Raw genomic sequence first — 21,713 nt, 5'->3', positions numbered from 1 at the left:
ATGAAAAAAATAATAGATATTAATTGCTCAATAATAAGTATTCCATTAAATAGAACTTTTGTAACAGCTGTTAGAAGTACAAATGTTATAGATACTATATTAGTTAAGCTTACTTTAGATGATGGAATGATTGGTTATGGTGCGGCACCTGCTACAGTAGCTATTACTGGAGATACTCTTCATGGTATGCAGTTTATTATTTCAGAGTTGTTTTCTCCAGTTATTCTAAATACAAACTTAGAAGATTATGAGGCTGTTTTAGGGAAAGCTTTTTCAAGAGCTATGTTTAATACTGGTGCAAAAATGGCTATTGATTTAGCATATCACGATTTATTAGCTAAGCAGAAGGGCATATCTGTACTAAAACTCTTAGGTGGAAGTAATAATATTTTAGAAACGGATGTATCAATAAGTTGTGGCACTGTCTCAGAAACTATAGAAAACATTACAAATGGAGTAGAAAAAGGATTTTCTACTATAAAGGTAAAAGTTGGCGCTGATTTTAATAGAGATATTGAGTTGTTAAGATTTTTAGATAGCGAGTTTTCTAAACAAATAAAATTTAGATTCGATGCAAATCAAGGTTGGACAGAAAAACAATCTAGGCAATTTATAGAAGAATTAAATAAATATAGTATAAATGTTGAGTTAGTAGAGCAGCCAGTTAAATATCATAATTATAAAGCTATGAAAAATATTACAGAATTTAGTAATATTCCTATTCTTGCAGATGAGTCTGTTTTTAGTGAGGCTGATGCTATAAGGCTAATAGAGGAAAGGGCTTGTAATATGCTAAATATTAAATTAGCTAAAACAGGTGGGATTTTAGAGGCTAGAAAAATTAAGAAAGTAGCAAATGAACATAATATCCCATGCATGATCGGTTGTATGATGGAATCACCTTTAGGAATAGTTGCTGCAGCGAGTTTTGCTTTAGCAGAGGGTATTAGTATGGCAGATCTTGATGTTTTAGATTGGGTTAATAAAGATTATTATAGTAATTTTGTAACTTTTGATGAGCCCAATATTATTCTTGCTAAAGATAGTAAAGGCTATGGGTTTAATATTTAAATAAATGAAAGAAGAAAAAGTTATCGTTCTAGTGCACGGATTTATTAAAAATAGTAAAGATATGCGTACTATTGAAAGTTTTTTTAAACAACATTATGACTATATTATATCTATAGACCTACCAACTACTTTTGTAAGTATGGAGAAAGCAGTTACTAAGCTTTGCCAGATTATACAAGATCTTCCTAAGACAAAATCTATTACATTTATAGCTCATAGTATGGGTGGCATAATAGTTTGTAAAACTATACATAAGTTACAACTTGAAAATGTTGATAAATGTATATTTATAGCTACACCATTTAAAGGTTCAAAGATAGCTGACTTTGGAGATAGAATTCCTTTTTATTCTAGAATATTAAAACCAAATAAAGAGCTTAAGGTGACTGATAAGTATCTAGATATTTGTAATAGTGTAGCTGCTAAGTTTCCTGTAGGATTGATAGCCGGTAATAAGCATTCAAAATTTAATCTGTTAGCTAGACTGTATTTAAGCAAAGATCATGATGGTTTGGTTGATGTGGAGTCGGTTTTTGCTATAAATAGTGATGATAGAGTTATCTTAAATAAAAGCCATGCGAAAATTCATCATGATACGGATACTTTAAATAAGATAGTTTCTTTTCTAGAAACAGGTAAGTTTCTATCTTAATTTTTTATCTGCCAAGACTTTATATAAAAGCTTAGAAATTTATTTTATTATAGATCTATAGCAGTCTAAGTTTTATAGTTTTATGTATTTTCTTACAGAAAAACAAAATCGAGAAATAGAAGAATATGCAATTTCTAAAGATATCAACCTTATAGATTATGCATCATCAAAGATAACAAAGTTTATCGTAAAAAAATTTCCTAAAAACTCAAAACTACTTTTTATAGTTGGGGGTGGCAATAATGGTAGTGATGGAATTGCAGCAGCTATAAAGCTTCATAATGAAAATTATGATGTTGATGTCTATAGAATATTTTCAAAAGGTAATAAAGATAATCAAAACTATTATAAAAAGTTTTCCAAGCTCAAAAATACATTAAAAGAATTACCTAATATCTATGATTATGATGCTGTTATTGATGGGATATTTGGTATTGGACTAGATAGAGATTTACAAGGTGAAGTTTTAGGGTTGGTAAAGACTATAAATAAAACTGCCAAATATATTTTAGCTATAGATGTACCAAGTGGTTTAGGGGCTTTTAATGCTAAAGTCTATGGTGAGGCAATACAAGCTAATGATACGATTACTTTTTTAGCTGATAAGCAAGGATTAAATACTGCTGATGGTTTAGATTATGCAGGCAAAGTTACTGTTGCTAAATTAATTAGTAATAAAGATATAAAGTTGTCGAAAGCTCCATATAAAGTTATCTGGAATATTATAGAAGATATAAACTTAGATAATATTCTTAGAAAGAAGAAAAATACCAATAAAGGCACTTATGGTAATTTAGCAATAATTGGTGGTAATGTCGGAATGAATGGAGCATTACAACTGGCTGGTACAAGTGCTTTATATAGTGGTTGTGGAAAGGTCTCTCTAATTTCTCTAGACAAAAGTTTCCGCCCCGATATGTCTATACCAGAGCTTATGACTAAATTACTAGAAAATCCTCCAAAAAATATAAATACTTTTTCAGCTTTAGTCGTGGGAGTAGGATTTGGAACTTGTGAAGAATCTCAAAAGATTTTAAAAATATTAATTGAGAATCTAAATCAGCCAACCATTTTTGATGCTGATGCACTTAATATAATTGCTAGTAATGTTGGGCTTAAAGAAAAATTTATCTATTTAGAAAATAAAATAATAACTCCACATCCTACAGAGGCAGCAAGATTGCTTAATTGTAGTACTCAAGAAGTTCAAAATGATAGATTTGAAGCTATAAGGAAACTAGCTAGGGAATATAATGCAACGGTAATACTAAAAGGGGCTGGTAGCCTGATTTGTAAAGATAATGAAATATATATAAATCAAACAGGTAATCAAGGAATGGCAGTAGCAGGACAAGGAGATGTATTATCTGGAATTATTGGTTCATTTTTAGCCCAAGGTTTAGATACTTTATCCGCGAGTAGATTAGCTGTGTATGTACATGGCTTAGTTGGAGATAAATTAGCTAAAAAGCTTGGGGGTTATATTGGGATTTTACCGAGTAAGGTTGCTAAAGAGATTTGTAAAATTTTAAATAAAAAAGGAGAGCTATATGACTAATATTAATAAAATAAAAAAAGCGACTCTTTATCGCATGGTTACAGATAAACATATTTGTCCTTATGGAATAAAAGCAAAAGATATTCTAAAGCGTAAAGGTTATCAAGTTGAAGATATTCATCTAAAAACTAGAGAAGAGACAGACTCTTTTAAAGAAAAATATAAGGTAAAAACTACACCACAAACTTTTATAGATGGTAAAAGGATAGGTGGCTATGATGATTTGCAAGAATTTTTTGGAGTGGCTAAACCTAAGAAAGAAAAGACTTATGTACCAGTTATAGCGGTTTTTGCTATTGCATTTCTAATGTCTTTAGCAATTAGTTATGTATTATCTGAAACATTTATATTTGTTATAAAAATGTTTATGGGCTTTAGTATCTCTATTTTAGCAATGTTAAAACTTCAAGATATTGAGAGGTTTTTAAATCAATTTATAACTTATGATTTATTGGCTAGAAAATGGTTACGTTATGCTTATGTTTATCCTTTTGCTGAAGCTTTTGTGGGTATTGGTATAATTGCAACAATCTTGACTCCATTAGTAGCAGTCATAGCTATAATTATTGGCTCAATTGGAGCTGTATCTGTATATGATGCCGTATATATTAAAAAGCGTGATTTAAAATGTGCATGCGTAGGTGGAAATAGTAATGTACCCTTGGGATTTCTATCGTTAACTGAAAATATAATGATGATAGTAATGGGTATCTGGATGTTTTTTATGTAAGGAAATAGGAGAAAAGATTATTTTTTATTTTTAACTATTTCTATAGGGCCATGATCATCACAATGGTCACCATGAGGGTGATGTAATCTTCCATCTACTATATAGTCGACATGATCACCATGAGGAACTGTCTCATGTCCACAGTCTGGTCCATGTTTATGCTCTTCACAATACTCATCTTTAAATGGCTTACATTCATTTGGATTTTTTGCTGATACATCTATTTTATGTTCATCATAGTGTCCATTATGTTCATGATGCAAGCAGCCATTATGTAAATAATCATAATGGTCATTATGTTTTACCTTAGTATGTCCACATCCATCTTTATGTGTATGTTCATGATTTCCATGATGTTTTTTACAATCGCTCATATTTGTTACCTCAAAACTAGATATTGTTACTTTGAATTTATCAATTATTGTTGAAAATAACAACTTTGTTAATAACAACTCAGATATTTATAAAGTATAAAAATAATTCAAAAATTCTATATAATGAAACGATAAATTTATTTTGTAGTTATAAACTAATGAAAAAAATATTAATCATAGCGATATTGTTGAATATTATTACATTTGGCTATGCATCTGATAAAGAATATAACTTTTTAGTTATTACAGATATTCATTTAGATATAAATAAAAAAACTCCAATGGTTATAGATCCAGCTAAGTTTAATCGTGAAAATGAGTTGGATAAGAACACATTTGATAAAATGATAAATTTAATAACAAATGACTTAGGTAAATCAATTCCCAAGCCAAATAGTATATTAATGCTTGGAGACATGGTTAAACATCCAACTCCAGGAGAAAATAATCCTATTGAAACAGTAGTTGATAATGAATTATATATTTATAGATCATTTGATGAAAAATTTTCGAATATTCCAGTTCTTTATACTTTTGGTAATAATGACAATATTATTCACTATGGAAATTTTAATATAAGAGGATTATCTCCATATACAATTTCTAAAAATAATAATTTTGACGGGTTTATATCACATACTAATTACTGTTTTTCAGATGTTCCAAAACCTTGCTTGTTGGCTGAAAATACAATAGATGGATACTATATAGCCATGTTAGATGATAAGTTAGAGCTTATAAATCTTAATAGTGTTTTATTTTCTAGAAAGTATGATGGAACAGGTGGTGAAAAAAAGTCAAAAGAAGAGCTAGAGTTTTTATCTAATCAATTAAAAAAAGCAAAAGATAAAGGCAATAGTGTGCTAATAGCAACACATATACCGGTAGGCAATGATTCTTATGATAATAAAAATCTATGGACAAAAGAATACACAGAAGAGTTTATAAAAATTATTAAGGAATATAAGAATACTGTGATAGGTATAGTCAATGGTCATACGCACGTTGATGAAGTTAGAATTTTACCTATTGATGAAAATACTAATATTGGTGAATATACAACAACTTCTCTTACAACAGTAATAACAAATGCTCCGGGTTTTAAGAGTTTCACATTAGCTGAAAATAATGGAAAATGGACGATAAAAGATTATTCAGCATATAGCTTTATTGAGCCGAAGCAAAATGATTTAGGAATAAAGAAGCTATATACATTTACAAATGAATATTGTGATAAAAATAGTTATAAAGAGAATATAAATAATTGTTTAAAGAATGTGACTTTGGATAAAATGAGTAAATTTACATTTATAGAAAATCCTAATGCAAAGCCACGTCAATTAACAAATAAATCTCTTTATATCTCTTAATTTTTTATTTTTGCAAGTTAATTTTTATTATGTTACTTTAGTTCTAAACTAAATATTTATATAAAAATAATAATTTACATATGGAACGTAATAAAGGTGCTTATGCGCCAGTATTTTATCCAGCAATTGTTTTAGCAATAATATTTTCTTTATTGGGTATACTTTGTCCAACTGTATTTTCAAAGTATATGGAATTAATACAAAACGTAATCTTAGAGAAATTTGGTTGGTTATACATATTAGCAATGAGTATATTTGTCTGCTTATGTGTTTTTTTAATGTTTAGTAGATTTGGAGATATTAAATTAGGTCAAGAGCATGAACTTCCTGAATATAGCAGCTTATCTTGGTTTGCGATGTTATTCGCAGCGGGTATGGGAATAGGCTTGATGTTTTATGGAGTTGCCGAACCATTACAGCATTTTTTAGCTCCACCAGATGCTACTAGTGATAAATTTCAAGCTGCAAAAGAAGCTATGGATATTACTTTTTTCCATTGGGGAGTTGAGGCTTGGTCTGTATATGCAGTAGTTGGATTATCTTTAGCATATTTTGCTTATCGTCATGATCTTCCATTATTACCTCGTTCTATATTATATCCAATATTAGGAAAACATATTTATGGTCCAATAGGTCATGCAGTAGATGTATTTGCTATATTAGGTACATTGTTTGGGGTTGCAACGTCATTAGGCTTTGGTGCTATGCAGGTTAGTGCTGGAATAAGCTTTTTAATAGGAGCTCCAGATACAACTCAGATGCAAATTGTTTATATTATATTTATAGTTGCATTAGCTACTATTTCTGTTGGTCTTGGATTAGATAAGGGTATTAAAATTCTAAGTAATGTAAATATAGTATTAGCTCTTATATTATTAGGGTTTATCTTATTTTTTGGTCATACTACGGATCTTGTAAAAGATTATTTTCAAAATATAGGTTACTACATAAGCACTATAGTTGATAAGACTTTTAATTTATATGCGTATAATAAAGATAGTCAAGGGTGGTTAAAAAGCTGGACATTATTTTACTGGGGATGGTGGATAGCATGGTCACCATTTGTAGGGATGTTTATTGCTAAAGTTTCAAGAGGCAGATCTATAAGAGAGTTTGTAGTTGGAGTGTTGTTTATCCCTGCCGGCTTTACTTTTTTATGGATGACTGTTTTTGGAAATTCATCTATAGATATAGCTATGAGTAGTTCTGGAGAAAGTTTAGTAAGTGCTGCACAAAATAATGTGCCAGTTGCACTATTCGAGTTTTTAAGATTTTTCCCTTTTTCTACTTTTGCATCTATATTAGCAGTTCTTTTAGTGGTTACTTTTTTTGTTACTTCTGCGGATAGTGGTTCTTTAGTTATAGATATTTTAGCAACAGGAAATGCTAAAGAGTCAATAGTATTTCATCGTATTGCATGGTCAATTTTAACTGGACTACTGGCAATTTCACTACTCTTAACAGGTGGGTTAGATGCATTACAATCGGCTACTATTATTAGTGCTTTTCCTTTATTGTTTATACTTTTTTTAATGTGTATATCTTTAATAAAGAGTTTAAGATTGGATTATTTAAGAATTAGAAGTATAGAAACACACTCAACTGTAGTGCAATATGTTAAGGCAAATACTTCTTGGCAAGATAGGTTAAAAGCTATAATTGACAAACCTTCTAGAGAAGAAGCTGAAGTATTTTTACATAATGTAGTTAACGAAGCTATATATGAAGTTTCTGATAAAATGAAACAAGCAGGTTTAAATACAGAAGTTTTTGTAGAAGAAGAGACTATTAGTTTAACAATATTTAATGAAAAAACGGATGATTTTATCTATACAGTAATGCTTAGAATATATCAGTCAAAAGATGAAAGTGAATATAATAGAGTTGAAGTATTTCTTAGTCATGGTGGACAATATTACGACATTATGGGTTATTCAAAAGAGCAGGTTATAGCAGATGTTATTAACCAATATGACAAACATCTTCATTATTTACATTTAGCAGTCGCAGATAAAGATATTATTAGCTAATAAATTAAATCTTTAAAAATCTATATAAAATGATTTGGTAAATTTATTTTACTAATAGTAGACTGTTCTAAAGTATATAACTTTTGAGAGATAAGAGATGTTAAAGACAAGAAGTTTAACCCCATTTGAGTATGAAGTAATAATTAATAAGGCAACAGAAAAGCCTTTTACAGGTAGATATAATGATACAGATCTTGAGGGAACATATCTTTGTAGAAATTGTGGTTTACCATTGTTCAAAGCAAGTAGCAAATTTACTTCCACATGCGGCTGGCCAAGTTATGATGAGCATATAGCTAATAATGTTAAGGAATTACCAGATGCTGATGGCCGTAGAACTGAAATTTTATGTAATGGTTGTGATGGACATTTAGGACATATTTTTCATGGTGAAGGTTATACTAAATTAAGTACACGCTACTGTGTAAATTCTGCTTCTGTTGATTTTGTGCCTTTTGAGAACTTTGATGAAACAGAAGAAATATTAGTAGCAGCAGGGTGCTTTTGGGGAGTTGAATATTATCTAAAAAAATTAGATGGCGTTCTTTTGGCGGAGTCTGGTTATTGTGGAGGAGATGAACCGTATCCAGATTATAAAAAAGTCTGTAATGGTGATACAGGATATTTAGAAGTAGTGAGAGTTATTTTTGATAAGAATAAATCATCTCTAGAAAAAATTTTAAAATACTTCTTTGAAATACATGATTTTGAGCAAACTAATGGACAGGGGCCTGATATTGGAGAACAATATAAATCAGAAATATTTTACTATAATGATGAGCAGAAGGGCATTGCTGAAAAAGTTAAACAAGATTTAACTAATATGGGTTATAAAGTTGCTACTAATATTAGAGAAGTAAAACCTTATTATGTTGCTGAGGATTATCATTTGGATTATTACAATAAAAAAGGAACTTTGCCTTATTGTCATATGCCAAGAAAAATTTTTAAATAAATTTTTATCTTAATTTTCTTTTAACTATAAGAAATATAATTAAGGCTATTAATATGAATATAATCTGTTGAGTAGGGACTTCTGTCATTAGTTTTGAGCTTGTATAACTACTTATCATAAAGCTCGCAAACCCAGCTAAAGAAAACTTAATTAAACTACTAACAGCATTTCCTGAGCCATAACCTTCTTTAAGCTGATTTAAAGCTTTAGATGTGGAAATTACATTTATCAATGAAAATCCTGAAGTAGCTATAGTATTTATTAAGACAAATAAATAAATATTTTTATAGTGCTGAGCTATTATAAGGTTAATGATTAAAGAAATAATAGCTATTCCATAACCTACAAAAATAAATTTATATTGATTATATAAAGTTATTTTCTTTTTAATATAATAATTTACAAAAATAATGCCAACTATATTTAAAGCAAATAAGATACAGTACATAAAGTATCCAAGCTTAAAATAATCAATAATTAATACTGAAGATGAACTAATAAAACTAAAAAGGGCACTAAAACTTAGACCAGCAACTACAGAGCATAATACGAAAGGAATGTTTTTAATATGTTTAAAATAAATTCTAAGATTATGGAGTAAACTAGATGTTTTTTTATGTTCTTTTAATGTTTCTGGTAAGAAGAATGATAAACCAAATAAGAATATTCCATATATTGTTAAAAAATGGAATATATCTTGCCACTTACCTGTAGAGTATATAATAAAACTTCCTATCATTGGTGAAACTATAGGTGCAAGCATAAAAACCATAGTTAGAGTAGCCATGGTTGTAATTAATTTTTTACCTCTATAACAGTCTCGTACTATTGCCATTGCTACAATAGCCCCAGATGAGTCGCCAAGCCCTTGAATAAACCTCATATAAAGAAGCATTTCATAAGTACTACTTAATGAGCAAAGAATAGAGCTTAACATATATAAAAACATACCTAGTATTAAAGTTTTTTTTCGTCCCACACGGTCTGATAAAGCCCCCCAAAAAAGCATACCTAGAGCGAATCCTAAGAAATATGTTGATACAGATGTGGCTACCATACTTGGTTGAATATTAAAATATTCACCTATTTTTCCAAATGCTGGGATATAAGTATCTGTTGCAAATGGAGGTAAAGCTGCAAAAAAAACAGCGACAAAGATTAAAAGTTTACTACCTTTTCGTATGGTCATTAATAATAGAAATTTTAGATATAAATAGGCTATTAATATTAACAGAGTTATATAATAACAAACAGAATTTTATATAATTAGACTAAAAGAAAAAGTAGAGAAATTAAGCTTGTACAGATGAGCCACTATTAGAAGTTTGTTCTGCTGATACGGCATCTGTTAATGCTGCATTAGTTGAAGTTGCTTCAGAAGACTCATTAGCATTAGCAACAGAAGTTGTAGTAGCAGAATTATCAGCTTGAGTTATAGGAGCTGCTGATTCGTCTTTAGCTGAGCTATTATCATAAGTCGTCTCTGTTTGAGCTTGAGCTCCAGATGATGCATCATCAATAGCACGTTGAATATTATCAGCACTTGTATACCCAGCTATAACAGTCGTATTAGACTCATTAGCATTATCAATAGGAGCTACTACAAGGTAAGGAGTACCTTGGATTCCTAAATTTTGGCTACCTATAGTTAATACATCTTTTAAGTGCTCTGCAATTTTTGCTGATTTAATAGTTGCTTTTACTTTTGCGATATCTGCACCAGAATCTTTTGCTACTTTATCGATTGTAGAATCTTTTAATTTTCCTTCATCTTCACCCGTAGCAAATATTCCATCATGATACTTAACATAAGTAGCACCACCATAAAGTTTATAGATAGCAGAACCAACTTCAGCAGCGTACTCAGATGCTGGAGATCTTTCTCCAAAGATTGGGAATTCTACAAACACAAATTCTACATTTGGATTTTTATCCATAAGTTTTTCAAGTTCAGGATAAACTTTAGCACAATACATACATTGATAATCGAAGAATTCATAAACAGCTATTTTAGCTCCTTTATTATCAGTTTTTGGAGTTAGATCAGAACTAACTATACTATCTCTATTCTCTAAGAAACTTGATACGCTTTGAGCATTCATTTTTTCAGTTACTGTTTCTCTTAACTGTTTTAAATTGCTAGCTATAGCTTCTTCTGATACGGCAGGTTTTGCATTAGTTAATGCATCACTGAAACCTTGTATAACTTTATCATTATTAATATCAATACCATCAAGGTTAGGATCATTAGCCATATTACTACCAATACCATAACCTATAGTATAGCTAGCATTGCTATTATTATTTGTTGTAGTGTTGTTTGTAGTTACTTCTGAGGCAGGAGCTGTAGGCTCATCAGAGGGACTATTATTTTCACCTTTACAAGCTGTAAGGCTGATAGCTAAGCTAGCAGTTGTAAGAGCTATTAAAAGTTTTTTCTTATTCATAATAAGTTTTCTCCTATTCTTTATTTAGCTTGTGCTTTATTTGCAGCAGCCATAGCTTGGTTTTGTAAGTCAATCATAGCTTTTCTCATATCATCTTGAGAAAGTTTTGCATCTTGACCTTTAATCCCATCTGTAAGACCAGATACAATTTCTTTGTTATCAATAGAGATATTACTATCTTGTAATTGACCTTGTAAATTTTTACCCATAGAGTATCCAACAGAATAACTCATATCACTTGTGTCATCAGCAAAAGCACTACTTGAAAGAGCTATTATTGCTAAAGGTGCTAAAATCAAAGTTTTTTTAAATTTCATTACGTATTCTCCTTTTATTGAGATTTTATTTAAATCACTGAAATTCATTCTAACAAATATGTAAATATAATAATATATTAATCTAGTAGTTGTTGAGCTATTGCCCAATTTATATGCTCAAGTATTAATTCATCTTTAGCAAAATCAAGTTTCTTTTTTTCTAAAGCTAGGATGTTTTCTTTAGTTCTTGGAGAGTTACCTATAGCTATAGTTATATTTCTAATCCATGCTCTATGACCAATTCTTCTAATAGCAGATCCTTCTGTGTATTTTAAGAAATCTTTTTCTGTCCAGTTATAAAGTTCTAGTAATGGTCTATCTACAAGGAACTCTCTTTCTTTAAAATCAGGTTCTTTAGTTATAGGAGCATCATTATTGTATGGACAAACTAATTGGCAATCATCACAACCATATATTCTAGTCCCAATAGCTTTTCTAAACTCTAGTGGTATAGCATTTTTATTCTCAATAGTTAGGTAAGAAATACATCTTCGAGAATCTATCATTTTATTTGGCATAATAGCGTTAGTCGGACATAGTTTTATACAAGCTTGGCATTTGCCACATAAATCTGTATGTTTTGCTTCATCTATAAGGTTAGATAAATTTAAATTGCTATATATTACTCCTATAAAAAAGAAAGAACCTTGTTCTTTATTCATGAGCATTGAGTTTTTCCCCATCCATCCTAAGCCAGCTTTTTCAGCTAAGGGTTTTTCTAATACTGGTGCGCTATCTGTAAATACTCTAAAACTATGTTCAGGACAAATTGACGATATATATTCAGCTAAATTCTGTAATTTCTTTTTCATTACTTTATGATAGTCTCGACCATGAGCATATACAGAAACTTTAGCTATATCATCAATTTGGCGTATTTTTTTGACTTCATTTTTTATAGATATTGGTCTATTAATGTAGTTCAAAGTAGTAACAATTACACTATTTGTCCCAGGGACTAATTCATTTGGTGTATATCTTTTTGATCCATGTTTAACCATGTAGTCAAGATCTGCATGATAACCTTTTTCTATCCATGCATTATAGTAAGGAATATATTTAGATAGATTACAGTCTGCTTTAGAAATTGAGGATAACCCTAGATTATTTATGGCGTATTCTTTTACATTAGACCATTCTTCTAAAGTTAGTTGAACTTGCATTTAGTCTTTTCTTTTGATATCCCAAAGTTTTTCTAAAGCATAAAGGTTTCTAGTTTCTTCAAGCATAATATGAGCAACTATGTCACCAGTATCTACAAGAACCCAGTCTGATTTTACTTCACCTTCTATACCTAAAATAGAAATATTATTCTTTTTAAGCTCGGCTTCTAAATGTTTAGCTAAGGATTTAGCGTGTGTAGTTGAGGTTGCTGTACAGATAATTATGTTTTCCATCATATCTGTTAAATGTTCAACATTTATAGTTTGAATATTTTGTGCCTTTAAGTCATCTAATGCTTCTGTAACAATATTAAGTCTTTGTTCTGTTGTCATGTAATAATTAATTTTATAGTTTAAGTATTGTATTTGGGCTAGATTATAACATAATTATTAATGATATAATGGTATTATGGATCTGATAAATGATTTATGGGAGAAAAAGGAATGTTCAATAAAAAAGTTATATTTTTCATTGTTAGTTTGATTATTGTCCTGATAGCGGTACAAGTTCTTATTTATAAAATTTCTGTTTGGTATGAACAAGCATTAGGAAATGTATTTACTTATATAATATTGATTATATTTACTATATTTGTTTTATCCCCCTTTAAATTTATAAAAGATAAGCGTAAAAGTATTAATTTTGCTAATTACATAAAATATATGGGTTTAACTTTAATTGTAATTTCAAAATTTATATTAAATGTTTTAAAAGAAATAGTAACAACGCTTATGTATGTGGTTACACCATTTCTATTTAAAAATAAAAAAGAAGTAGGAGCAAAAAGCTCAGAATCTGATCTATGAATTATACAGCAGAACAGCAGCTGGTAATTAATCATAATATAAATCAACATGCATTAGTCTCAGCAGTTGCTGGAAGTGGAAAAACACAAACATTAATTGCAAGGATTCAGTTTTTAATTTCTAAAGGTGTGAGTCCAAGCAAAATACTTGTTCTGATGTATAACAAATCAGCACAGGAAGAGTTTGCAAATAGACTTTTTAAAGTTCTAGAGCAAAGTATAGCGTCAAGAGTAAATGTAAGGACGATGCACTCTTTAGGAAATGGATTTTTACAAGCATTTAGTAAAGTGGGTAAAGTAAAATATACATCTATCTTAAAGGAGTATGAGACAGATAATATCCTTATTCAAATTTTAAAAAAAGCTCATAAAGAGCATAAAATTACTAAAGAAATAAATAATGAAAGAATAGAAGAGTTTAAAGGTTATATATCTGTTTTAAAATCAAGTATTTCATCAAAGAATAAAAAACTCAGTTCACTACCTGCTAAAGATAAAAAAATCTTAGATACTGTATTTGATTTATTTAATAAGGAATGTGAAAGCAAAGGCGTAATTACTTATGATGATATGATATATATTACTTGTAAAATTTTTGAAAAGGAGATTTCTTTTGTAAAGAAAGCTCAGCAAATTTACTCTCATATAATAATAGATGAATATCAAGATATAAATGAAGCACAGCAATACTTATTAAAATGCCTAGTAGGAAATGAAACTACAGTAATGGCGGTGGGAGATGTTGATCAGACGATATATCAATGGAGAGGTTCAACACCTTATTATATGCTTGAAGGATTTCAGAAAGATTTCAAGAATGTTAAGTATTTTGAGCTTTCTTATACTTTTAGATATGGCGATTTAGTTTCGCTAATGGCAAACAATATTATATCCAATAATAAAAGTAGACATAAAAATCTATGTATTACTTATCCGAAATTAAAAAAAGTGACGGATGTTAGCATTTTAGATGATTCAGATAAAGTGGTAGCTAAGTTAAAGAAATTAATAGAATCTGGTGTTCAAGCCTCAGAAATCGTAGTTCTAGTAAGAAAATATAACTCTACAACTATTTTTGAACTTAGCTGTTTATATAGTGATCTACCTTACTCTGTGGTAGCAGATAAGAATGTTTTCGACGAAAATTTATTTAGAGCTATTTATGGCTATTTAATGCTAGTCAATAATGGTAAAGGCTTTTTAGAATATCAAGAAAATGAAAGAATAGAATTTATAAAAGCTATGCTTGATTATCCATCACTTTATTTAAAGAAAGATCAAAAACAGAGAATAGCAGAAGAAATAGCTAGTAACCTAATAATGGCACCACAGATTTTAGAGGGTTTATTATCAAGCGTTATAGAGCCTTATAAAAAGAAGAATATTATAAAAGTTGCTGATAGTTGGAAACAAATATTAAAAAAAATAAAAACGAAAAACGTTGAAAAAGCTATTGCCAGTATTTTAGAGATTTTAGACTTAAAAAAGGTTATTCAAAAGAATCATTCTGAAACATATAAAAGCCAATCAAAGCTAAAAATTATTGATGGAATAGTAGCTTTTGCTAATAGTAAAGAAGTGAACATACAAGAATTTTTAATAATTCTAAAAGACTTATATGAAAAATCTATTAAAAAAGAGAGCTTTAATGATAATAGTATTCAAATTATGTCTATTCATAGAGCAAAGGGTTTAGAATGGAATTATGTAGTACTATATGATGTAACAGAAGGTGGATTCTTAGGTGACAATATAGATAAAATATCAGAATCTATTCTAGAGGAAGAAAGAAGACTTTTTTATGTTGCAGCCACTAGAGTAAAAAAACATTTATTTATTGTGGCGGCTAATGATATCAAGAGATTAAATGCTTGGTATGAAGTAAAGTCTAATAAATTTCCTAGAGATTTAAAATGTAGTAATTCTTTAAGGTTCTTATATGAAGGTAATTTACTCGAGTGTGAAAACTTTATTAAACAGTCAAGCTTTGAAAATAATAAGAGTATGTTTAAGAAATATTCTCAAAAGGTAGCATTAGTTAATAATTAAAGCTCATCAGCATCTGACTCATCAGGATCAAATAGAGAACTTCCACTATCTGCTGTTTCATCATCTTCATCTGTTGCTTTATTAGCTTCTTTTTTTGCTAATTCAGCATCTTTTTTATGAGCGTCTTCTATATTGATTGGTGTATCAGAGAAATCCATTGCGGGAGATTTAATTAAATCATTGCCTTCTTCACCATGTAAGCGACCATTAGCATCTGGAGAACTACCAAATTTATCTAGTAATGTACCGTACTTAGCCCAACAGTCATCAGTGCTAATAGGAGTTTGACCATTTTCAACAACAACTTCTTCCCATGATTTTCCATTATCTTTAGATTCGTTATATCTAATTAGACAATATCCTTTAGGCTTTTGGACAACAGTAGTTTCTTCTTGTACTGGCGGTTTATCTTCAGGTGCCTGTACAGTATATTTACTATGATAATAATAAAATCCTGCACCAATTACTAATGCGACAATCGCAGTTCCAATTAATATTCTCTTCTTCATATATCTTCCTAATTTTTATAGGTCACAATTATATAAATGAGGTAATAATAACTCTATAGGATTTTCTTGTAAACACAGTATTAAGTAATATTTAATTTCTATTAAAAAATAGTTTATAATTGGTTTCTAAAATTTGATGAACTTAATATTACATTTTTTGTAATTTCAAGGGTTATTTTTTTATGATTAGTACAAAAGAGTTAAGAAGCAAGTTTATAAGCTATTTTAAATCTAAAGGCCATTCACATCAGCCTAGCTCATCTCTGATACCATTTGGAGATGATACCTTGCTTTTTACTAATGCTGGTATGGTTCAGTTTAAAGATGTTTTTCTAGGTATAGAAAAAAGAGATTATACAAGGGCTGTGACTGTCCAGAAATGTTTAAGAGCTGGTGGTAAACATAATGATTTAGATAATGTTGGTTATACAGCAAGACATCATACTTTTTTTGAAATGTTGGGAAACTTTAGCTTTGGAGATTATTTTAAAAAAGAAGCTATAAGTTTTGCATGGGAATTTCTTACAGAAGAAATTTCTCTTCCAAAAGAGAAGCTATGGGTGACTATATATGCTACAGATGAAGAAGCTTTTGATGTATGGCATAACCATATAGGACTTGATAAAGAAAGAATTATAAGAATAGACTCAAGCGATAATTTTTGGGAAATGGGAGATACAGGGCCTTGTGGACCATGTACTGAGATATTTTACGATCATGGTGAACACATACTAGGTGGATTACCAGGAGCACCTGATGAAGATGGCGATAGATATATAGAAATCTGGAATATTGTATTTATGCAATATAATCGTCAAATAGACGGATCTGTATTAGATCTTCCAAAACCTTCAGTAGATACTGGTATGGGTTTAGAAAGAATAGCTGCAGTATTACAACATGTTAATAGTAACTATGAAATTGATTTGTTCCAGGCTCTTATAAGAAAAGCTGCTCAAATAATAGGAAGCGAAAATCTAGATTCACCATCATTGAAAGTAATAGCAGATCATATTCGCTCATGTTCATTTTTAATAGCAGATGGAGTATTGCCATCAAATGAAGGTAGAGGATATGTTCTTCGTCGTATTATTCGCAGAGCCGTGAGACATGGAAATAAACTAGGAGCTAAAGAAGTCTTTTTCTATAAGTTAGTTGATGAACTAATATCTCAAATGGGAGAAGCTTATCCTGAGCTTGCTGATAAGAAAATAATAATTAAAGAAGCTTTAAAAAAAGAAGAAGAACTTTTTATAAATACAATTGAAAATGGAATTAAGATCTTTGATAATGAAATTCAAAATATAAATGGCGATACTATCTCTGGAGATGTAGCTTTTAAATTATATGATACATATGGATTTCCAGTAGATTTAACAGCTGATATGGCTAGAGAAAAAGGTTTAAAAGTTGATCAGATGGCTTTTGAGATAGCTATGCAGGAACAAAAGGCAAGATCTAAAAAAGCTAGCAAATTTTCAGTAGATTATAATGAAACTATTAAATCAAATCATAAAACATTATTTAATGGTTATTCTACATTAATAGATAACTCTAAAATATTAGAAATATTTGAAGATGGCAAATCAGTAGATTCGGTATCTAATTTAGATAGTAATATTGTAATTGTTTTAGATAAAAGTCCTTTTTATGCGGAATCTGGTGGGCAAGTTGCAGATAGTGGAATTTTGGAATCTACTGGTACTATATTTAAAGTAACAAATGTTCAAAAATCTGGTGAGGCTATTTTACATATAGGTAAGCTTGAAAAAGGAAGATTAAGTACTTCAGATGAAGTTACTGCTAAAGTAGATGGTTTAACTCGTTTAGATACGGCTGCAAACCATAGTGCAACACATTTACTACATGCAGCATTAAAACAAATAGTTGGTAAACATGCAGAGCAAAAAGGTTCTTTAGTTAATAATAAAAGATTAAGGTTTGATTATTCGCATGATAAACCATTGTCTAAAGAAGAGATACGTCAAATAGAAAAATTAGTTAATACAGTAATTAGAGCTAATTATTTAGTTGAAACTTTAGAAACCACACCTGAAAAAGCAAAGGCTATGGGAGCACAAGCTTTATTTGGTGAGAAATATGGTGATATTGTGAGAGTTATTTGTATGGATGACTTTTCTATAGAGCTTTGTGGTGGTACACATGTAAGACAAACTGGAGATATAGGATTATTTAAAATCATTTCGGATTCTGGAATAGCTTCTGGCGTTCGTAGAATTGAAGCTATAACTGGTACAGAAGCTAATAAGTATATACAAAATCTAGAGGACTTAGTTGATTCTATTAAACTTCATTTAAAAGCTACTGAATCAAATGTATTAGATAAACTAAATTCATTACAAGAGTTAGTTAAATTACAAGAAAAGCAAATAACTAAACTAAAAAAAGATTTATTATCAGGATCTTCTTCTAATATAGAAGAGCAGGAGCAAAATGGTACAACTCTTGTAGCTGCTGTAATTGATGATAGTGATATAAAAACTCTAAGAAATAAGGTTGATGAATATAAATCAAAGAAAGAGAGAGTTATAGTAATTTTAGCTACTGTTATTGATGATAAGGTTCAGTTTGTTATTGGAGTTAGTAAAGCTGTAACAAGTCTTGTAAAAGCTGGTGATATAGCTAAAATAGTTTCGTCCATAATTGATGGTAAGGGTGGTGGACGACCAGATATGGCTCAAGGTGGTGGAAATAATCCATTAAAAATACAAGAAGCAATATTTGAAGCAAAAAATTATGTCCTAAATATAATTTAAATCAAGAGAAGAAATTTTGAAATTTTTAAAGGTATTATTTACGTTTGTTATAGTTTTAGTTTGCTCTAGCAATCTTGTATACGCCTTTAATACGTCTGTTGATTATACTCAAGTGATCCAAAGATCCATTGAGCAATCACCTCAATATAAATATATTGGATACCAGTTAAGTTCTAGACAGATGGATCCAGCTATTAAATTAGGGGCTTTGTTGCCTAGTATTGATATAGGTGGTACATTAGCAGCAAACAATCTCACAACTACTGGAGCTAAAAGTGACTTCATAGTTAATACAGGACCTTTCAATTCTATACAAGGAATAGTAAGTTTGACACAACCTCTATATAACTATGGGGCATATAAAAATTTACAGTCTGCAGAAGAGGGTGCAGAGTTTGCTCAACAAGATTATAGAACTAATTACCAACAGTTTTTATATGATGTCAGTTATGCATATTTTAATCTAGCAAGAACTGTTAAAAATGTTGAGTACACATCATTTAATAAAAAAGCAGCAGAAGCAAACTTAAAAGAACTAAAAAATCAATATGAAGCAGGAGTTGCTGATACTGTTGATTATGAAACATCTAAATCTAACTATCATATAGCTGTAGCTGATTATGTGTCTGCTCAAAGGGATGAGAAAGTAGCAAGAGCTGAATTACATAAATTTACAGATAGAGATGATAATATTATTTTATATAGTAATGATTTTGAAGTGAAAGATCCAAATCCAAAGTCAGAGGAATATTGGGAAGAGCTAGCAATGAGAAGTAATCCTGCATATATGGGATCAATACATAAGAAAGATAGTAAATATTATGATTATCAGTCTGCAACAAGTCCATTTATGCCCAAAGTAAATTTTGAAGTTAAGTATTCACCAGGGTTTAATGCTAGAACTCCTTTAGGTAACCCTGTATTAGATCAGCAGACCCCTGCAAAAGGGGTTGTTAGTGGTTTTTATTTTGGTATATCTTTAGAGTGGAATATACTATCTGGAGGAACTGATTATGCAGAACTTAAAAAAGCGGCTTATGACTATCAATCTTCTGAATTTAATATGATACAAACAGGAAGGGTCGCTAGAAATGATTCTATGTATGCATATAGATGGTTAGAATATAAAAAAGTTGAAATAAATGCTTTAAGAAAATCAGCCGCATCAGCAAAAATAGCATATGAAAAGTATAGAGATAAATATGAGAGTGGAACTACAACTATTACTCAATATTTCATACTGATGAATCAATATTATCAATATTTAATTGATTTAAATAATGCTGAATCAGACTATGTATTAGGATTTTTAAGTCTATATAAAGCAGCAGGAATATTGACTACGCAAGTAGTAGAAGACTTTAATAATTGGATTTTATTTAATCAACCTGTGGAGTTGTAATATGGAAGTAGTAAAAAAAATTGAATGCTTTCGTTTTGAAAAAAGTATGCATACTTGTCCAATATTCTTAGTGAAAAAAAATAATTATAAAGAATGGTTAGAGAGACAAAACGAGTTTACGAAGAATTTTTTAATGACTCTAAATTTTAATGAGCAACTTAAAAATATCCTTTTGCCAAAGCAAGATGGAACTTTATTGCAAGTTATATGCTTAGTGGAAGAGGATATGTTTACTATAGCAGATCTATATTCACAGTTGCCAGATGGAGAATATCATATTGAATATAGTGATATTCCAGATTTAAGATTATATTATCTAGGTTTTGCTCTAGGTAGTTATAGTTTTGATAAGTATAAAAAAACAAAATCTAAAAAAGAGATATATTTATTTTTACCAAAAGATTATAGAGAAATAATTTCAGAAGCCGAGGCTATATTCCTTGCTAGAGATATGATTTCCACTCCTGCCGAAGATATGGGACCCGCTGAAATATCTAATATTATAAAACAGTTGGCTATAGAGTTTAATGCTGATTTTGAGGAGATTATAGGAGAAGATTTAGCTAAACAGGGCTATATGGGAATTTATACTGTAGGTAGAGGAAGTTACCGTGCTCCAAGATTAGTTAAATTAAATTGGAATAAAAATTCATATCCTAAAATTTCTTTAGTTGGTAAAGGAGTTGTTTTTGATACAGGAGGTGTAGATATAAAACCAGCTTCAGGAATGCTTTTAATGCATAAAGATATGGGTGGTGCAGCAAATGCTATAGCTCTAGCATATTTAATTATGAAGAATAATTTACCAGTAGGCTTAAGTCTTTCAATACCAACTGTAGAAAATGCGGTAGATGCAAATTCCTATAGACCAAGTGATATTATAAAAATGAAAAATGGTACTACAGTGCAAGTAACAAATACTGACGCTGAAGGTAGACTTATATTGGCGGAGCCTCTATACGAAGAGTCTTCTAGCAATCCTGCTATGTTGATTGATTTTGCAACCTTAACTGGAGCAGCTAGAATTGCGGTAGGAACAGAAATTGCAGGTTTTTTTAGTAATAATAATGATTTTTCAGATAATTTATATAAACATGCAGAAAAGCAAAAAGATGATGTATGGAGATTACCTCTAGCAAAGAGATATATGAAAAATTTAAAAAATGATTTTGCTGATATTTCAAACTGTGGTCCTTCATCATTTGCAGGAGCAATAACAGCAGCATTATTTTTAGAGCATTTTCTAGCTGAAGGTTATAGTAACTGGATTCATTTTGACATCATGGCTTGGAATAGCTCAGCAACTCCAGGTAAGCCAATTGGTGGAGAAGCAATGGGAATAAGAGCAGTTTATTCGATGTTAAAAGAAAAATTTAATCTTTAATCTAATTTTTTATTCATATTATTATTTTCTTATTTTAAGAAACGCGGCTGTTAAAAAATCTTTTTAAATTTTTATAATGATGTTTTTTTAGATAAAATATATCTAGACTCTGTTTATTA

General features: G+C 29.8%; 19 protein-coding genes. 12 read left to right on the top strand and 7 right to left on the bottom strand.

Annotation, left to right across the window (positions count from 1 at the left end; translation table 11 throughout):
• The 4 genes from KX01_RS07040 (at position 1) to KX01_RS07025 (ending at position 4,011) form a co-directional block, all read left to right on the top strand.
• Positions 1–1,071, top strand: coding sequence for a dipeptide epimerase (locus KX01_RS07040; protein WP_071664315.1), 1,071 nt, complete (start codon positions 1–3; stop codon positions 1,069–1,071).
• Positions 1,072–1,075: 4 nt separating this feature from the next.
• On the top strand, positions 1,076–1,723 hold the full coding sequence (locus KX01_RS07035; RefSeq protein ID WP_071664314.1) for an alpha/beta hydrolase: 648 nt from the start codon (positions 1,076–1,078) through the stop codon (positions 1,721–1,723).
• Between the two features lie 82 nt (positions 1,724–1,805).
• The gene (locus tag KX01_RS07030; protein WP_071664313.1) at positions 1,806–3,281 is read left to right on the top strand and encodes a bifunctional ADP-dependent NAD(P)H-hydrate dehydratase/NAD(P)H-hydrate epimerase; all 1,476 of its coding nucleotides are present in this window, start codon (positions 1,806–1,808) and stop codon (positions 3,279–3,281) included.
• 1 nt (position 3,282) lies between these two features.
• On the top strand, positions 3,283–4,011 hold the full coding sequence (locus KX01_RS07025; protein ID WP_071664775.1) for a MauE/DoxX family redox-associated membrane protein: 729 nt from the start codon (positions 3,283–3,285) through the stop codon (positions 4,009–4,011).
• 17 nt (positions 4,012–4,028) lie between these two features.
• Here KX01_RS07025 and KX01_RS07020 read toward each other — a convergent pair whose 3' ends face one another.
• Positions 4,029–4,385, bottom strand: coding sequence for a hypothetical protein (locus KX01_RS07020; RefSeq protein ID WP_071664312.1), 357 nt, complete (start codon positions 4,383–4,385; stop codon positions 4,029–4,031).
• A 158-nt stretch (positions 4,386–4,543) separates the two neighbouring features.
• Between KX01_RS07020 and KX01_RS07015 the strand changes: the two genes are divergently transcribed.
• From KX01_RS07015 to KX01_RS07005, 3 genes are all read left to right on the top strand, one after another.
• Positions 4,544–5,755: a metallophosphoesterase gene (locus KX01_RS07015; protein ID WP_071664311.1), complete on the top strand. Its 1,212-nt coding sequence runs from the start codon at positions 4,544–4,546 to the stop codon at positions 5,753–5,755.
• An 80-nt stretch (positions 5,756–5,835) separates the two neighbouring features.
• Positions 5,836–7,785: a BCCT family transporter gene (locus KX01_RS07010; protein ID WP_071664310.1), complete on the top strand. Its 1,950-nt coding sequence runs from the start codon at positions 5,836–5,838 to the stop codon at positions 7,783–7,785.
• A 97-nt stretch (positions 7,786–7,882) separates the two neighbouring features.
• On the top strand, positions 7,883–8,740 hold the full coding sequence (locus tag KX01_RS07005; protein ID WP_071664309.1) for a bifunctional methionine sulfoxide reductase B/A protein: 858 nt from the start codon (positions 7,883–7,885) through the stop codon (positions 8,738–8,740).
• Between the two features lie 4 nt (positions 8,741–8,744).
• Here KX01_RS07005 and KX01_RS07000 read toward each other — a convergent pair whose 3' ends face one another.
• From KX01_RS07000 to rsfS, 5 genes are all read right to left on the bottom strand, one after another.
• Complete coding sequence (locus tag KX01_RS07000) at positions 8,745–9,929, bottom strand: multidrug effflux MFS transporter (RefSeq protein WP_071664308.1); 1,185 nt, start codon at positions 9,927–9,929, stop codon at positions 8,745–8,747.
• A gap of 103 nt (positions 9,930–10,032) precedes the next feature.
• Positions 10,033–11,187, bottom strand: a complete 1,155-nt coding sequence (locus KX01_RS06995) for a DsbA family protein (protein ID WP_071664307.1) — start codon at positions 11,185–11,187, stop codon at positions 10,033–10,035.
• Positions 11,188–11,207: 20 nt separating this feature from the next.
• Positions 11,208–11,504, bottom strand: coding sequence for an FKBP-type peptidyl-prolyl cis-trans isomerase N-terminal domain-containing protein (locus KX01_RS06990; RefSeq protein WP_071664306.1), 297 nt, complete (start codon positions 11,502–11,504; stop codon positions 11,208–11,210).
• A gap of 77 nt (positions 11,505–11,581) precedes the next feature.
• Positions 11,582–12,667, bottom strand: coding sequence for a tRNA epoxyqueuosine(34) reductase QueG (gene queG, locus KX01_RS06985; RefSeq protein WP_071664305.1), 1,086 nt, complete (start codon positions 12,665–12,667; stop codon positions 11,582–11,584).
• The gene (gene rsfS, locus KX01_RS06980; protein WP_071664304.1) at positions 12,668–13,000 is read right to left on the bottom strand and encodes a ribosome silencing factor; all 333 of its coding nucleotides are present in this window, start codon (positions 12,998–13,000) and stop codon (positions 12,668–12,670) included.
• A gap of 111 nt (positions 13,001–13,111) precedes the next feature.
• Here rsfS and KX01_RS06975 point away from each other — a divergent pair, with 111 nt between their 5' ends.
• Both KX01_RS06975 and KX01_RS06970 read left to right on the top strand, forming a co-directional pair.
• Complete coding sequence (locus KX01_RS06975) at positions 13,112–13,474, top strand: hypothetical protein (protein ID WP_071664774.1); 363 nt, start codon at positions 13,112–13,114, stop codon at positions 13,472–13,474.
• A complete protein-coding gene (locus KX01_RS06970; protein ID WP_071664303.1) occupies positions 13,471–15,522 on the top strand; it encodes an ATP-dependent helicase in 2,052 nt (683 codons plus the stop codon). The genes KX01_RS06975 and KX01_RS06970 overlap by 4 nt, the downstream gene beginning before the upstream one ends.
• On the opposite strand, the gene KX01_RS06965 is transcribed toward KX01_RS06970, so the two are convergent.
• Positions 15,519–16,031, bottom strand: coding sequence for a hypothetical protein (locus tag KX01_RS06965; RefSeq protein WP_071664302.1), 513 nt, complete (start codon positions 16,029–16,031; stop codon positions 15,519–15,521). The two genes, KX01_RS06970 and KX01_RS06965, sit on opposite strands and share 4 nt — an antisense overlap.
• Positions 16,032–16,213: 182 nt before the next feature.
• On the opposite strand from KX01_RS06965, the gene alaS reads away from it, so the two are divergent.
• The 3 genes from alaS to KX01_RS06950 are packed head-to-tail and all read left to right on the top strand — an operon-like array spanning position 16,214 to position 21,594.
• Positions 16,214–18,808 carry an alanine--tRNA ligase gene (gene alaS / locus KX01_RS06960; RefSeq protein WP_071664301.1) on the top strand — a complete coding sequence of 865 codons (2,595 nt, stop codon included), beginning with the start codon at positions 16,214–16,216 and terminating at the stop codon, positions 18,806–18,808.
• Positions 18,809–18,824: 16 nt separating this feature from the next.
• Positions 18,825–20,210, top strand: a complete 1,386-nt coding sequence (locus tag KX01_RS06955; protein ID WP_071664300.1) for a TolC family protein — start codon at positions 18,825–18,827, stop codon at positions 20,208–20,210.
• Position 20,211: 1 nt separating this feature from the next.
• Positions 20,212–21,594, top strand: a complete 1,383-nt coding sequence (locus KX01_RS06950) for a leucyl aminopeptidase family protein (RefSeq protein ID WP_071664299.1) — start codon at positions 20,212–20,214, stop codon at positions 21,592–21,594.
• Positions 21,595–21,713 lie beyond the last annotated feature (119 nt).

Source organism: Francisella frigiditurris, from assembly GCF_001880225.1.
Taxonomy (GTDB): Bacteria; Pseudomonadota; Gammaproteobacteria; order Francisellales; family Francisellaceae; genus Francisella; species Francisella frigiditurris.
The sequence above is the reverse complement of the archived record's forward strand: the minus strand, read 5'-3'. Positions and strand labels throughout refer to the sequence as shown.

Coding starts and splice junctions, on each gene's coding strand:
- KX01_RS07040 (WP_071664315.1), top strand. CDS start 1: ATGAAAAAAATAATAGATATTAATTGCTCAATAATAAGTATTCCATTA.
- KX01_RS07035 (WP_071664314.1), top strand. CDS start 1,076: ATGAAAGAAGAAAAAGTTATCGTTCTAGTGCACGGATTTATTAAAAAT.
- KX01_RS07030 (WP_071664313.1), top strand. CDS start 1,806: ATGTATTTTCTTACAGAAAAACAAAATCGAGAAATAGAAGAATATGCA.
- KX01_RS07020 (WP_071664312.1), bottom strand. CDS start 4,385: ATGAGCGATTGTAAAAAACATCATGGAAATCATGAACATACACATAAA.
- KX01_RS07015 (WP_071664311.1), top strand. CDS start 4,544: ATGAAAAAAATATTAATCATAGCGATATTGTTGAATATTATTACATTT.
- KX01_RS07010 (WP_071664310.1), top strand. CDS start 5,836: ATGGAACGTAATAAAGGTGCTTATGCGCCAGTATTTTATCCAGCAATT.
- KX01_RS07005 (WP_071664309.1), top strand. CDS start 7,883: ATGTTAAAGACAAGAAGTTTAACCCCATTTGAGTATGAAGTAATAATT.
- KX01_RS07000 (WP_071664308.1), bottom strand. CDS start 9,929: ATGACCATACGAAAAGGTAGTAAACTTTTAATCTTTGTCGCTGTTTTT.
- KX01_RS06995 (WP_071664307.1), bottom strand. CDS start 11,187: ATGAATAAGAAAAAACTTTTAATAGCTCTTACAACTGCTAGCTTAGCT.
- KX01_RS06990 (WP_071664306.1), bottom strand. CDS start 11,504: ATGAAATTTAAAAAAACTTTGATTTTAGCACCTTTAGCAATAATAGCT.
- queG (WP_071664305.1), bottom strand. CDS start 12,667: ATGCAAGTTCAACTAACTTTAGAAGAATGGTCTAATGTAAAAGAATAC.
- rsfS (WP_071664304.1), bottom strand. CDS start 13,000: ATGACAACAGAACAAAGACTTAATATTGTTACAGAAGCATTAGATGAC.
- KX01_RS06975 (WP_071664774.1), top strand. CDS start 13,112: ATGTTCAATAAAAAAGTTATATTTTTCATTGTTAGTTTGATTATTGTC.
- KX01_RS06970 (WP_071664303.1), top strand. CDS start 13,471: ATGAATTATACAGCAGAACAGCAGCTGGTAATTAATCATAATATAAAT.
- KX01_RS06965 (WP_071664302.1), bottom strand. CDS start 16,031: ATGAAGAAGAGAATATTAATTGGAACTGCGATTGTCGCATTAGTAATT.
- alaS (WP_071664301.1), top strand. CDS start 16,214: ATGATTAGTACAAAAGAGTTAAGAAGCAAGTTTATAAGCTATTTTAAA.
- KX01_RS06950 (WP_071664299.1), top strand. CDS start 20,212: ATGGAAGTAGTAAAAAAAATTGAATGCTTTCGTTTTGAAAAAAGTATG.